This is a genomic window from Vibrio sp. MMG023, from assembly GCF_021654215.1.
GTDB classification, from domain to species: Bacteria; Pseudomonadota; Gammaproteobacteria; order Enterobacterales; family Vibrionaceae; genus Vibrio; species Vibrio jasicida.
Genome location: NZ_JAKFZP010000006.1, coordinates 286,826 through 299,094 on the forward strand (window position 1 = coordinate 286,826; position 12,269 = coordinate 299,094).

At 46.1% G+C, this 12,269-nt stretch carries 13 protein-coding genes and 1 pseudogene; 7 read left to right on the top strand and 7 right to left on the bottom strand.

Features of this window, described 5'->3' with window-relative positions; all coding sequences use genetic code 11:
- Positions 1-8 precede the first annotated feature (8 nt).
- The 6 genes from rplB to rpmE form a co-directional block, all read right to left on the bottom strand.
- Positions 9-833 (bottom strand): 50S ribosomal protein L2, encoded by an 825-nt coding sequence (rplB, locus tag L1076_RS19995; RefSeq protein ID WP_005435076.1) that lies wholly within the window; start codon positions 831-833, stop codon positions 9-11.
- Between the two features lie 15 nt (positions 834-848).
- Positions 849-1,151 carry a 50S ribosomal protein L23 gene (rplW, locus tag L1076_RS20000; protein WP_004398471.1) on the bottom strand — a complete coding sequence of 101 codons (303 nt, stop codon included), beginning with the start codon at positions 1,149-1,151 and terminating at the stop codon, positions 849-851.
- Positions 1,148-1,750: a 50S ribosomal protein L4 gene (gene rplD / locus L1076_RS20005; RefSeq protein ID WP_006878388.1), complete on the bottom strand. Its 603-nt coding sequence runs from the start codon at positions 1,748-1,750 to the stop codon at positions 1,148-1,150. Before rplD ends, rplW begins: the two co-directional genes overlap by 4 nt.
- A 17-nt stretch (positions 1,751-1,767) precedes the next feature.
- Complete coding sequence (rplC, locus tag L1076_RS20010; protein WP_005435072.1) at positions 1,768-2,397, bottom strand: 50S ribosomal protein L3; 630 nt, start codon at positions 2,395-2,397, stop codon at positions 1,768-1,770.
- A 14-nt stretch (positions 2,398-2,411) separates the two neighbouring features.
- Positions 2,412-2,723 carry a 30S ribosomal protein S10 gene (gene rpsJ, locus L1076_RS20015; RefSeq protein WP_004410492.1) on the bottom strand — a complete coding sequence of 104 codons (312 nt, stop codon included), beginning with the start codon at positions 2,721-2,723 and terminating at the stop codon, positions 2,412-2,414.
- 457 nt (positions 2,724-3,180) lie between these two features.
- On the bottom strand, positions 3,181-3,399 hold the full coding sequence (gene rpmE / locus L1076_RS20020) for a 50S ribosomal protein L31 (RefSeq protein ID WP_010445294.1): 219 nt from the start codon (positions 3,397-3,399) through the stop codon (positions 3,181-3,183).
- Between the two features lie 296 nt (positions 3,400-3,695).
- Here rpmE and priA point away from each other — a divergent pair, with 296 nt between their 5' ends.
- The 7 genes and pseudogenes from priA (at position 3,696) to rraA (ending at position 11,858) form a co-directional block, all read left to right on the top strand.
- A complete protein-coding gene (gene priA, locus L1076_RS20025; protein ID WP_237304324.1) occupies positions 3,696-5,897 on the top strand; it encodes a primosomal protein N' in 2,202 nt (733 codons plus the stop codon).
- Positions 5,898-6,100: 203 nt separating this feature from the next.
- Positions 6,101-7,111 (top strand): annotated as a pseudogene (gene cytR / locus L1076_RS20030) (DNA-binding transcriptional regulator CytR); the annotation flags it as partial.
- A 151-nt stretch (positions 7,112-7,262) separates the two neighbouring features.
- On the top strand, positions 7,263-7,814 hold the full coding sequence (locus tag L1076_RS20035) for an SPOR domain-containing protein (protein ID WP_038864896.1): 552 nt from the start codon (positions 7,263-7,265) through the stop codon (positions 7,812-7,814).
- Between the two features lie 115 nt (positions 7,815-7,929).
- Positions 7,930-8,481, top strand: a complete 552-nt coding sequence (hslV, locus tag L1076_RS20040) for an ATP-dependent protease subunit HslV (RefSeq protein WP_038864894.1) — start codon at positions 7,930-7,932, stop codon at positions 8,479-8,481.
- A 29-nt stretch (positions 8,482-8,510) separates the two neighbouring features.
- On the top strand, positions 8,511-9,842 hold the full coding sequence (hslU, locus tag L1076_RS20045; protein ID WP_038864892.1) for an HslU--HslV peptidase ATPase subunit: 1,332 nt from the start codon (positions 8,511-8,513) through the stop codon (positions 9,840-9,842).
- Positions 9,843-10,334: 492 nt separating this feature from the next.
- Positions 10,335-11,252 (top strand): 1,4-dihydroxy-2-naphthoate polyprenyltransferase, encoded by a 918-nt coding sequence (locus L1076_RS20050; protein WP_104046469.1) that lies wholly within the window; start codon positions 10,335-10,337, stop codon positions 11,250-11,252.
- 75 nt (positions 11,253-11,327) lie between these two features.
- Positions 11,328-11,858, top strand: a complete 531-nt coding sequence (rraA, locus tag L1076_RS20055; RefSeq protein ID WP_237304325.1) for a ribonuclease E activity regulator RraA — start codon at positions 11,328-11,330, stop codon at positions 11,856-11,858.
- 81 nt (positions 11,859-11,939) lie between these two features.
- Here rraA and zapB read toward each other — a convergent pair whose 3' ends face one another.
- Positions 11,940-12,182, bottom strand: a complete 243-nt coding sequence (gene zapB, locus L1076_RS20060) for a cell division protein ZapB (protein WP_038864886.1) — start codon at positions 12,180-12,182, stop codon at positions 11,940-11,942.
- Positions 12,183-12,269: the final 87 nt, after the last annotated feature.

The window sequence follows — 12,269 nt, forward strand, 5'->3', positions numbered from 1 at the left end:
TATATAGATTACTTGTTACGACGACGTACGATGTACTTGTCAGTGCGTTTGTTCTTACGAGTCTTGAAGCCTTTAGTTGGCATACCCCAAGGAGATACTGGATGACGGCCACCAGAAGTACGACCTTCACCACCACCGTGTGGGTGATCAACCGGGTTCATTACTACACCACGTACGGTTGGACGTACGCCGCGCCAGCGTGAAGCACCAGCTTTACCAAGTTCACGTAGCATGTGCTCAGAGTTACCAACTTCACCGATTGTTGCACGGCCTTCAGAAAGAACTTTGCGCATTTCGCCAGAACGTAGACGGATAGTTACGTACGCACCGTCGCGAGCAACGATTTGAGCGTAAGCACCAGCCGAACGAGCTAGCTGACCACCTTTACCAGGTTTTAGTTCAACGTTGTGTACAGTTGAACCTACTGGGATGTTACGCATTGGAAGAGTGTTACCAGCTTTAATCGGTGCATCAACACCAGATTGGATAACATCACCCGCGTTAACACCTTTAGGTGCTAGGATGTAGCGACGCTCACCGTCTTTGTAAAGAACTAGAGCAATGTTTGCGCTACGGTTTGGATCGTATTCTAGACGCTCAACTTTCGCTGGGATGCCATCTTTAGTACGTTTGAAGTCAACTACACGGTAGTGGTGCTTGTGACCACCGCCGATGTGACGTACTGTGATACGACCGTTGTTGTTACGACCACCGTTCTTAGAGTTTTTCTCTAGAAGAGGTGCGTATGGCTTGCCCTTGTGTAGGTCAGCGTTAACAACTTTAACAACGTGACGACGACCAGGGGAAGTCGGCTTACATTTAACAATAGCCATTCTTAACTACTCCTGTTATTCCGCGCCGCCAACAAAGTCAAGATCTTGACCTTCTTTCAAAGTAACGTACGCTTTCTTAACGTCGCTGCGGCGACCTTGGCGTAGACCTTGACGTTTGGTCTTACCCTTAGTGATAAGAGTATTTACAGACTTAACTTCAACTTCAAAAAGCTTTTCTACAGCTGCTTTGATCTCTTTTTTAGTTGCATCTTTAGCTACTTTGAAAACGATAGTGTTCGCTTTCTCAGCTGCCATAGTTGCTTTTTCAGAGATGTGCGGAGCACGTAGAACTTTTAGGATACGCTCTTCAGTGATCATGCTAGCATCTCCTCAACTTGTTTAACTGCGTCAGCAGTCATTACAACTTTGTCGAACGCGATTAGTGAAACTGGATCGATACCAGCAACATCACGTGCGTCAACTTTGTATAGGTTACGAGCCGCTAGGAATAGATTCTCATCTACTTCGCTAGTCACGATTAGAGCGTCAGTTAGCTCAAGCTCTTTAAGCTTAGCAACTAGCTCTTTAGTCTTTGGCGCTTCAACTGAGAAGTTATCAACAACGATTAGACGCTCTTGACGAACTAGCTCAGAAAGAATGCTCTTCATAGCACCGCGGTACATTTTTTTGTTTACTTTTTGGCTGTGATCTTGTGGTTTCGCAGCAAAAGTAACACCACCTGTACGCCAGATTGGGCTACGGATTGTACCAGCACGCGCACGGCCAGTACCTTTTTGACGCCATGGCTTAGCGCCACCGCCAGAAACTTCTGAACGTGTTTTTTGAGCACGAGTACCTTGACGAGCACCTGCTGCAAACGCAACAACTACTTGGTGTACAAGAGCTTCGTTAAACTCACGTCCGAAAGTAGTTTCGGAAACAGTTAGTGCATCAGCACCTTTAACCATTAGTTCCATTACTTACTCCTGAGACGTTATGCTTTAACAGCTGGTTTAACGATCACGTTGCCACCTGTTGAGCCTGGTACTGCACCTTTAATAAGAAGCAGATTGCGCTCAGCGTCAACACGTACGATCTCTAGGTTTTGAGTCGTTACACGCTCAGCACCCATGTGACCTGCCATTTTCTTGCCTTTAAATACGCGACCTGGAGTTTGACATTGGCCAATTGAACCCGGTGCACGGTGAGACAATGAGTTACCGTGAGTCATATCTTGAGTACGGAAGTTCCAACGCTTAACAGCGCCTTGGAAGCCCTTACCTTTAGATGTACCAGTAACGTCTACTTTCTTAGTTTCGTTGAATAGTTCAACTGTTAGCTCAGCGCCAACTGCGAACTCTTCACCGTTTTCCAAACGGAATTCCCAAAGACCGCGACCAGCTTCAACGCCAGCTTTAGCAAAGTGACCTGCTTCAGCTTTGTTTACACGGTTAGCTTTCTTAGAACCAGCAGTTACCTGAATTGCTGCGTAGCCGTCTGTCTCAAGAGTTTTAACTTGAGAAACACGGTTTGCTTCAACTTCAACAACTGTTACTGGGATAGAAACGCCGTCTTCAGTAAATACGCGGGTCATGCCCACTTTACGACCGATTAGACCAATCATTCTTCTAATCTCCCTTAACCTAGGCTAATTTGAACGTCAACGCCCGCAGCAAGGTCTAGACGCATTAGAGCATCAACAGTTTTGTCTGTTGGCTCAACGATGTCGATTAGACGCTTGTGAGTACGAATTTCGTACTGGTCACGTGCTTTCTTGTTAACGTGTGGAGAGATAAGAACTGTGAAACGCTCTTTACGAGTTGGCAGTGGGATTGGACCACGAACCTGTGCGCCAGTGCGCTTAGCTGTTTCAACGATTTCCGCTGTAGAAGCGTCGATTAGTTTGTAATCGAATGCTTTTAGGCGGATACGGATACGTTGGTTCTGCATGAGACAGAGCTCCAATATTAAAAATTACACAAACAATATCGCCACTCAAACTCGTTAAGACGAGAGAATGCCGATTGATTTATGTGAAACCGTAGCGTCCAAGATTAGGACACATTGTCAGTTAATTTTCGATTAACTACCCCTACATACCAGAGTCACGTCTGGGGATAGTTTTTCCGAAGAAAAGATAGCTAATTGTATTAACCGCGAACATAAGCTGAGTCTACATTACCTCGTAAATCCGAAGATTTACTCGCTCCTCATTGCTCATTGGTTCACAACTGGCTTAACCAGTGCGACGCATTATACAGATCACACTTTAGGATGCAAGACCTGAGTGAAAAATAATCGAACAAATTTTAACCACTCGATTTATCCTTCAGTTTTTGCTTTCGCCATAAACAAAAAGGACGCCGTAGCGCCCTTTTTTAAACAGGAATGATAATAGCGCTGGCTATTACTTCTTGCTTGATAGTGCACCGAAACGCTTGTTGAAGCGATCAACACGGCCGCCTGTATCAACGATACGTTGCTTACCAGTGTAGAATGGGTGACACTTGTCACATACGTCTAGGTGGATAGATTCCTTCGCTAGAGTAGATTTGAACTCAAAAGAGTTGCCGCAAGAACAAGTAGCAGTTACTGCTTTGTATTCTGGGTGGATACCAGCTTTCATGGGATAACCTCAATAGTAGGCCGTGTCGCTATACGAGTCTAAGCCGCACACCACACGTAATTAATAATAGAAATGAGTACCGCATCGGCCAATTGCCGAAGCCATAGCTCAAGGCGCAGTATAGTAATGAATCACTTTGCTGGGATCAACACATTTGGCAATTTTTTCGCCACTTTTTTCACCAGTACGTATGTACTGAAGGCTTTCTGCCGCCTTATTTGAGGTTTACTCGAATTTCGCCGAGGGTTTTAATAGACTATACCCTCTTCTTCCCTCTTTTATATAGTTAAGATTCTATGCGCCCATCCATCGCTAGAGTGGCACTGCCGGTCCCACTCGACAAACAGTTCGATTACGTCATTCCTGGGCATCTCTTTCCGCTCATTGGGGGAAGAGTATCTGTTCCTTTTGGCCGACAGACCCTTGTTGGTGTAGTCACAGCGATGGTGAACCATTCTGACTTTCCTAAAGAGCAACTTAAGCCAATCAAAGCCGTATTAGATGCTCAACCGCTATGGCCAGAGAATTTATATTCCTTGCTCACGTGGTGCAGTTACTTTTATCAATACCCTCTCGGCGATACCTTACACAATGCAATGCCGGCGGCGCTACGTAAAGGGAAGCCAGCGGACTTCGCAACGCTGCAAGAATGGCAGATCACCGAATCAGGTAAAAATAAATTAATGCAAGGCTTGGGAAGAGCGGTTAAACAGCAGCGCGCATTGCAGATGTTAGTTGATGGCGCAGTTCCGTATCAAGAGTTCATCAACCAAGAAATTCCCTCAACAGTGCTAAAGACCTTGGAAGAAAAGGGCTGGGTTGAGCGCATAGAGAAAAAGCCGACTATCACCAAATGGGGTAATCACGTTGAGCGCGATGTAGAAAAGCCCAAGGTTAATCATGAGCAGGCGCTTGCGATTGCCAGTGTGAATAGCCAAACCGGGTTTGCTTGCTATTTATTAGAAGGGGTAACGGGATCTGGTAAGACTGAAGTTTACCTGAACCTGATCAAACCTGTACTCGAAAAAGGCAAGCAGGCACTCGTTCTCGTACCGGAGATTGGTCTAACACCACAAACCATTAACCGCTTTAAACACCGTTTTAATGTTCCTGTTGATGTGATTCATTCTGGATTGAATGATACCGAGCGGCTCAATGCGTGGCTTTCTGCAAGAGACAAAGCCGCCGGCATCATTATTGGAACCCGCTCGGCCCTACTCACACCTTTTGCCGATCTCGGTATTATTATTGTCGATGAAGAGCACGATGCATCTTACAAGCAACAAGACAGTCTGCGTTACCACGCTCGTGATGTCGCCGTGATGCGCGCCCATAAAGAGCAAGTACCTATTGTGCTTGGTTCTGCAACCCCTGCTTTGGAAACGCTGCACAACGCACTTACGGGGAAATATCATCATCTGACCCTGACACAACGTGCTGGTTCAGCGGTTCCGACCACAAATAAAGTCCTCGATGTCAAAGGGCTGTATTTGGACAGCGGCTTATCGGCTCCTCTAATTGCTGAAATGCGCAAGCACCTAAAAGCAGGCAACCAAGTGATGTTGTTCTTGAACCGTCGTGGCTTCTCGCCTGCACTCATGTGTCATGAGTGTGGTTGGATTGCGGAATGTAAACGTTGCGATGCGTACTATACCTTCCATCAATACAGTAACGAGATTCGCTGCCATCATTGCGGCTCACAACAACCTATAATTCATCAATGTCAGGGCTGTGGTTCGACCCAGCTTGTGACAGTTGGCGTGGGAACCGAACAACTTGAGTTGCAACTGGCCGATCTTTTCCCTGAATACAAAGCTATTCGTATAGATAGAGACAGCACGCGCCGCAAAGGCAGTTTAGAAGATGCGCTTGAGTCAATTCGCAAAGGCGAATACCAAATTCTGATTGGAACGCAGATGTTGGCGAAAGGTCACCACTTCCCTAACGTCACCCTTGTTGCACTATTAGATGTCGATGGCTCTCTTTATAGTAGTGATTTCCGTGCTTCTGAAAGACTGGCTCAGCTATTTATTCAGGTTGCAGGCCGAGCTGGCCGAGCTAGCAAGCCTGGTGAAGTGATACTTCAAACTCACCACCCCGAGCACAGCTTGTTGCAAGCCCTTTTACATAAAGACTACCGACACTTTGCTATGACGGCATTGGAAGAACGCAAGTTAGCTCAACTGCCACCATATAGCTTTTTAACGCTGTTTAAAGCCGAAGCGAACCAAAGTGAAATTGTCGAGGATTTCCTTCGTCAGGTGCGTTTTACTCTTGAATCACATCCGCTATTCGATGATTCCTGCATGGTGCTGGGGCCAACGCCTTCACCACTTGCTAAACGTGCAGGTAAGTATCGCTGGCAGTTACTTTTGCAAACTCAGCATCGCTCATTGATGCAAAAGTTATTAACCAGTGCCAAACCTGCTATTGAGTTGTTGCCAAATGCCAAGAAAGTTCGCTGGAATTTAGACATAGAGCCACAAGATCTCAGCTAGCAAACGTTTAACCATGTAATGAATTGCCTTTTAATGTGAGTAAAATCACAATAGGATTGCAATTTTTGTTAAACAGACCGTAACTTTACCTTTAGAAATGAATAGACTATTCAAATTAGTAAAGTCTAAAGTGGATCAGTCACATAGGCTTCAATTAGAACAATGACAAACGTCACCTTGGCGAATATTTTAAGAGGGTAAAAACTATGGCGACAATGAAGGATGTTGCCCAGCTTGCAGGGGTATCTACTGCGACAGTATCACGAGCATTAATGAATCCAGAAAAAGTCTCTTCTTCAACAAGAAAGAGAGTGGAAGATGCCGTACTAGAAGCTGGTTATTCACCAAATTCATTAGCTCGTAACTTACGAAGAAATGAATCAAAAACCATTGTCACTATCGTTCCGGATATTTGTGATCCGTACTTCTCAGAGATCATTCGCGGTATCGAAGATGCAGCGATGGAACATGGCTATCTGGTTCTGCTTGGCGATAGCGGTCAACAAAAGAAACGTGAGAGCTCATTTGTAAACTTGGTCTTCACCAAACAAGCCGACGGTATGTTGCTGTTGGGTACAGACTTACCCTTTGACGTCAGCAAGCCTGAGCAAAAGAACCTACCACCTATGGTGATGGCCTGTGAGTTTGCCCCTGAGTTGGAGTTACCAACTGTTCATATCGATAACCTGACTTCAGCGTTTGAAGCGGTGAACTACCTGACGCAACTTGGTCATAAACGCATCGCGCAAATCTCTGGCCCAGACACTGCGGTACTTTGCCAATTCCGTCAGCAAGGTTATCAACAAGCGTTGCGTCGCGCAGGCATCAATAAAGAACCACAATACAGTGTGATTGCAGACTTCTCCTTTGAAGGTGGCGTACAAGCTGTTCGCAAACTGCTTGAATTACCAGAGCCCCCAACGGCACTCTTCTGTCACTGTGACACCATGGCGATTGGAGCCATTCAAGAAGCAAAGCGTCTTGGTCTGCGTATCCCTCAAGATTTGTCTATTGTCGGCTTTGATGACATTCAGTTCGCGCAATACTGCGATCCACCACTGACCACCATTTCTCAACCTCGTTACGAGATTGGTCGCCAAGCGATGCTGATGATGCTAGAGCTACTGAAAGGCCATGATGTACATGCTGGCTCTCGACTGCTCGATACTAAGCTTGTCGTTCGTGGTAGTGCTGCGCCTCCACCATTACGATAAGCAACGCAAGACTCCCCAAGCGACGCATTTAGCGTCGCTTTTTATTCTCAACTTTCCTGCACGTAACTAACAAGATTACACGAATAGGGTGTTTTATCTTTTCAATCTGGATTAACATATTTGCCAGAATCCTTGATGACCTGAAGTAACCGTGGCAAATAGAGATTATGTAAGACGCGGACGCGGCGCTCCGAAAAAGTCTGCAAAAAAACAACCTTCAAGAAAAAAACCTTGGCGTAGTGGTCTACTGGCAATTTTGCTCGTGGGCGGTTTTGGCTATGGGCTGTATTTATTAAGTTCAGACCCTGAGCCGGAAAAAACAGTGGTTGTTGAAACACCAACAACAAATACCACCAGCAAGCCAAAGCCGAAGAAAGACATTCCACCTCCACCGGAAGAAAAGTGGGAATACGTCGATACGCTTCCAAAACGTGAAGTCGAAGTCGTCGCCAAAGAAATTCAGGTATCCAAAGTCCCTTACGTTATGCAATGCGGCGCTTACAAGAACCAAAGCCAAGCAGAAGAGCGTAAGTTAGCGATCGCCTTCCAAGGCATGACAAGCCGAGTAATCAAAAAAGACGGCAGCTCTTGGTACCGTGTTGTACTTGGCCCATACAAGTTCAAACGTGAAGCAGAGAAAGATCGCCACAAATTGCAACGCGCGAAGATCGAACCTTGTGCGATTTGGAAAGAGAATCTTTAAACACTGGCCCTAGGAGCTAAGATCCTAGGGCCTTTCTTTTCGCCCCCTTGAATCCCCCACTCACTTACCCCATATACTTAATTAAATCCAAAGAGAAATAATTAAGAGGTCGACTGTGACTACCATTGTATCTGTACGTCGAAACAATAAAGTCGTCATCGCGGGTGATGGCCAAGTGTCGCTAGGCAATACCGTAATGAAGGGCAATGCACGTAAAGTTCGCCGCCTATACAACAACCAAGTACTTGCCGGTTTTGCTGGCGGTACTGCGGATGCCTTCACCCTATTCGAACGCTTCGAAAGCAAACTACAAATGCACCAAGGCCACCTAACTAAGGCAGCAGTGGAACTTGCAAAAGACTGGCGTAGCGACCGTGCACTTCGCAAACTAGAAGCGCTGCTAGCTGTAGCGGATGAAACGGCTTCACTTATCATCACAGGTAACGGTGACGTAGTTCAGCCAGAGAACGATCTGATTGCCATTGGCTCTGGCGGCGCATACGCACAAGCAGCAGCAACCGCACTATTAGAAAACACAGACCTAGACGCACGCGAAATTGCAGAGAAAGCACTGAACATCGCTGGCGACATCTGTGTATTCACCAACCATAATCACACTGTAGAAGAACTAGAATCTACAGTAGAGCTTCCTAAGCCAACGGCTTAAGCGTAATCGTAACGAAGTAAGGAAAGAATATGTCTGAAATGACTCCTCGCGAAATCGTTCATGAACTGAACCGCCACATCATTGGTCAAGAGAAAGCAAAACGTTCGGTTGCGATTGCCCTACGTAACCGCTGGCGTCGCATGCAGCTTGAAGAAAGCTTGCGTGTAGAAGTGACACCCAAAAATATCCTAATGATTGGTCCTACTGGTGTAGGTAAAACAGAGATTGCTCGCCGTCTTGCCAAACTGGCTAATGCACCATTCATCAAAGTCGAAGCAACCAAATTCACCGAAGTGGGTTATGTTGGTAAAGAAGTCGAAACCATCATCCGCGATCTTACCGATGTTGCAGTGAAGATGACACACCAGCAAGCGATGGAAAAAGTAAAATTCCGCGCTGAAGAGCAAGCAGAAGAGCGCGTTTTAGATGCCCTATTACCACCAGCGCGTGATGCTTGGGGTCAATCTGAGCAAAAAGAAGACACATCGAACACCCGCCAAATCTTTCGTAAGAAACTGCGTGAAGGCCAGTTAGATGACAAAGAAATCGACATCGACGTAGCAGCTCCGCAAATGGGTGTGGAGATCATGGCACCTCCTGGTATGGAAGAAATGACCAACCAGCTACAAGGTATGTTCCAAAACCTTGCTGGCGATACGAAGAAGAAACGCAAACTGAAAATCAAAGACGCAATGAAAGCGTTGGCAGAAGAAGAAGCAGCGAAGCTGGTAAACCAAGAAGAGCTGAAAGAGTCTGCGATTTTCAACGTCGAGAACAACGGTATCGTGTTCATCGACGAAATCGACAAGATTTGTAAGCGCGGCGAAAGCTCTGGTCCTGACGTTTCTCGTGAAGGTGTTCAGCGTGACCTACTACCGTTAATCGAAGGTAGCACCGTATCAACTAAGCACGGCATGGTGAAAACAGACCACATCCTATTTGTGGCATCTGGTGCATTCCAAGTAGCGAAACCTTCTGACTTGATTCCAGAACTGCAAGGTCGCCTGCCTATTCGTGTAGAGCTAGAAGCACTAACCAGTAACGATTTCAAACGTATCCTTACTGAGCCAAAAGCATCTCTGACTGAACAATACGTTGCGCTAATGAAAACAGAAAGCGTGGATGTAGAATTCACTGAAGACGGCATCACTCAAATCGCAGAAGCGGCATGGACCGTGAACGAAACTACTGAGAACATTGGTGCTCGTCGTCTGCATACCGTGATGGAGCGTTTGATGGATGAGATTTCTTACGACGCAACTGAAAAAGCGGGAGAGAAGTTCGTCATTGATGCGGCTTACGTGAAAAACCGCCTAGGCGATACGATTGAAGATGAAGATCTAAGCCGCTTCATTCTGTAATAAGCCCAGTGTAGAGACCAAAGCCCAGAACTATGCTTCTGGGTTTTTTCGTTCCGAATGACGGTTACTTTAGCAAGCTCTAGAGCAAGAAAGTTCGTCATCCTAGCGAGCTCAAGCGAGACTAAGGTTCTAGTAACAACGCACTCCAACTCTTCAGCATTGACCTTAAATCAAAGCGCAAACGAACAATAGATTCTGAATCACCTCGTCCCTCGTTGTTCAAAATGACGGGACTTTTAAATGATGGGACTTTAAGAAACTCTAAACCAAAAAAGTTCGTCATCCTAGCGAGCTCAAGCGAGACTAAGGATCTAATAACAACGTGCGCCGTACCCTTCCCTTTCCCAAAAAGCGCCACTTTATTACCTCAAATATGAAAACTGTGTTCCTTACTTGTAACCCTTTGACTCTTAATTGACTTGCTTTAGGTCAATAGCGTATCTGTCGCTTTGTGCTTATACTGGGCACATTGGTTACTAGCACGAAATATCCATGAAACAATCTCTAAAGATCTGGCTTGAAGCCGCGCGTCCTAAAACATTACCGCTTGCACTGGTATCAATTTTGACCGGTAGCGTACTCGCCTATTCAGCGGGACACTTTTCTCTGACCATTGCCATCATGGCTTTCGTCACAGCTACGTTACTGCAAATACTATCTAACCTTGCCAATGATTATGGCGATGCAGTCCAAGGTACAGATAATGACAACCGCTTGGGCCCTCAGCGCGCGATGCAGTCTGGCGCTGTAACTGCCGCGCAGATGAAAATGGCGATCATCTTTAATATCGTTCTGACCGCGATTGCAGGCCTTACTTTGGTGTTTTACGCACTGAGTTCTTTTGAAAGCATCATTACATTTATCGGTCTAGGCATTCTTGCCATTATCGCGGCGATCGCTTACACAATGGGTAGTAAGCCTTACGGCTACGTCGGCTTGGGCGACCTGTCTGTCTTCATCTTCTTTGGTTTACTTGGCGTATCCGGTACCTACTTCCTGCATACCGGTCATGTGGATGCGACATTGTTCTTACCAGCATTAGGCTGCGGTTTGTTAGCCGTAGCAGTGCTGAACATCAACAACATGCGTGACATTGAGAACGACAGCGAATGTGGTAAACGCACGATGGCAGTTCGACTTGGTCAACGTAAAGCAAAGCAATACCACTTCATCTTACTCGGTGGCGCCCTACTCGCCTTTGCAGCTTATTTACTTATTCAAGACAAGCCGGTTTGGATCAGCTTACCCTTCCTGCTAAGCATCTACGTGATAGCGAATCATGGCAAAGCGGTTTGGGATACCGAAAAACCCGCACAAATTGCCCCAATGATGCCCGTTGTTGTGAAGTGCTCGCTCGTTACTAACGTTTTATTTGCAACAGTTGTGGTAGCTCAAACTCTGATGAGTTAAAAAGGGATTGTCATTGCATTGACTTAATGCCTAGATATACTCAAAGACAACAGTTTCTGTTTAGAAAGGTACGCTATGGAATACAATACCTCAGCACTCTGTGATATCTATCTTGATCAGGTAGATGTAGTTGAACCGATGTTCAGTAACTTTGGCGGCCGCGCGTCGTTTGCCGGGCAAGTGACGACGGTTAAGTGCTTTGAAGACAACGCACTGATCCGCGAAACGCTAGAACAAGACGGAATCGGGCGAGTATTGTTGATCGACGGCGGAGGGTCCCTACGCAGAGCCTTAATCGATGCAGAAATCGCAACCCTTGCAGAAGAAAATGAATGGGAAGGCATTGTCGTTTACGGTTGTGTTCGTGAAGTGGATGAACTAGAAGACATGAACCTTGGCATTCAAGCGCTCGCTTCTATTCCTGTTGGCGCTGCTAACCAAGGCGTTGGTGAAATCGATGTTCCAGTAAACTTTGGTGGTGTTAGCTTCCTACCGGAAGATTACATCTATGCAGATAGCACTGGCATCATTCTTTCTCCAGAACCGCTCAATATCGACCTCGAGTTGGATGACGATGAAGAGGAAGATGAGGAAAGGTTAAACTAACCTAACGCTATTGACGGCTACTAGCCAAATACGCAAACACCCGCCGAAGCGGGTGTTTTTGATTCTGGATACTTAAGTGGATTATTCCACTTCGTCCATCTTGCCAAGTAGTGCACGAATGCGCTCTTGCCACTGAGCGTGCTCTTGTTGAGCTTGCTGAGATTTTTGCTCAAGCTCTTCACGTTGAGAACGCATTTCGTTAGCTTCAGCTTCTAATTTCACTTTGTCTTCTTTCAGCTCTTCTACTTCCATCTGAAGAAGAGTGATTGTGTCAACTGCAGTTTGAATTTTCGCTTCTAGTTTTTCTAGTACTTCAAAAGACATCTTGGCCTACCTATTGTTATTCCGTGGGACGATGGCGAGCGTTCGCTTGCACCTTACCTATGAGGTTCATTCTACTCAGCGTAGCGA